1 protein-coding gene is annotated in these 1,552 nt (G+C 67.9%); it reads left to right on the top strand.

The features are described 5' to 3' along the window. Positions 1-118 precede the first annotated feature (118 nt). Positions 119-1,518 (top strand): IS3 family transposase gene (locus Adu01nite_RS47380; protein ID WP_379132318.1). Its coding sequence is split into 2 segments (ribosomal slippage): positions 119-473 and positions 473-1,518, totalling 1,401 coding nucleotides; the frame shifts between segments, so codons are not numbered across the junction. Positions 1,519-1,552: the final 34 nt, after the last annotated feature.

Here is a 1,552-nt window from a genome sequence, read left to right as displayed (position 1 = left end):
TGGGTGCCAGGGTTGAGTGAGACCAGCGGTTCTTAAGGTGTAGCCCGCCCGGGGCGAGGATGGATCGATCACGTTGACGCTCAACACGCTGGACCCTTCGGTAGGCGACGATAGAGGCATGGCCAAGAAACCGCGTACGGATCGGCCACGCCGGCGGTCGTTCAGCCCGGCGGAGAAACTCCGGCTCCTGGCCGGCTACGAGACCGCGACCGCATCGGGAACGGGCAACGCGTTCCTGCGCGAGAACGGCCTGTACTCGTCGTTGATCAGTGAGTGGCGCCGGACCCGCGACGCCGGTCTGCTGACCGGTAAACCGGCCGGTGCGGTAGTCGGCCGGCCGTCGGCGGATCAGGCGGAAATCGCCCGGCTACGCCGCCAGCTCGACGTCGCGGAGCGGCGCCTGTCACGGACTGAAGCCGCTCTGAGCATCATGGGAAAAGCACAGGCGCTCTTGGAGGACATCTCCGAGAGCGCGGACAGGCCGCCCACGTCGAAACGGTGATGACCGGCGCCTACCACCAGCTGCGGGTCCACGTCTCACACCGGGCCGCGGCCGGCCTGGCAGGGGTGTCGCGGGCCACGGTGCACCGCCGGGCCGTGCTGGGACCGGTCCGGCCCCCGGCGCCGCGTGCGGCGCCGGTCAACCGGCTCAGCACCGCTGAGCGGGCCCAGATCCTGGCCGTGCTCAACAGTGACCGGTTCGTCGACACCACCCCGATCGAGGTGTTCGCCACGTTGCTCGACGAGGGCGTCTACCTGGCGTCGGTGGCCACCCTGTACCGGGTGCTGCGCGAGAACCGGCAGGTCACCGAGCGGCGCCGGCTGGCCCGGCACCCGGCCCGGGTCCGGCCGGAGTTGATCGCGACCGGGCCGGGGCAGGTGTTCACCTGGGACATCACGAAACTGCCCGGCCCGAGCCGGGGTGTCTACTACGACGCCTACGTCATGATCGACATCTTCAGCCGGTACATCGTCGGGCACAAGGTCGCCGCCACCGAGTCCGCGGTGCTGGCCGAGGATTTCATCACCGGCGTGTTCGCCGTGCACGGCATCCCGCACGTGGTCCACGCCGACCGGGGCACGTCGATGACCTCGAAGAAAGTCGCTGACCTGCTCGCCGACCTGCACGTGCTGCGCTCGCACTCGCGCCCGCACGTGTCGAACGACAATCCGTACTCCGAAGCGGCGTTCAAAACGGTGAAATACCACCCGTCGTTCCCGGGCCGGTTCGGGTCGATCCAAGACGCCCGCGCCTTCTGCGACTCGTTTTTCACCTGGTACAACCACGAACACCACCACACCGGGATCGGCTTGCACACCCCAGCGGCCGTCCACTACGGACACGCTGACGCGATAACCGTTGCCCGGCAACAGGTCCTGGACACCGCCTGGACCCGCAATCCTGAACGGTTCACCCGCCGGCCCCAACCGAAGAGCCTGCGGCTGGCCGGCACTGCCTGGATCAACAAACCCGTACCCGCCACCGACCAGAACGAGGCCCTGATCCTCGCTGCTTAACACCCGCTGGTCTCACCGATCTTGACAAATTCCG

This window comes from Paractinoplanes durhamensis (genome assembly GCF_016862175.1).
Classification (GTDB): domain Bacteria; phylum Actinomycetota; class Actinomycetes; order Mycobacteriales; family Micromonosporaceae; genus Actinoplanes; species Actinoplanes durhamensis.
Note: the sequence above shows the minus strand (reverse complement) of the source record. Positions and strands in the feature narration are given on the sequence as shown.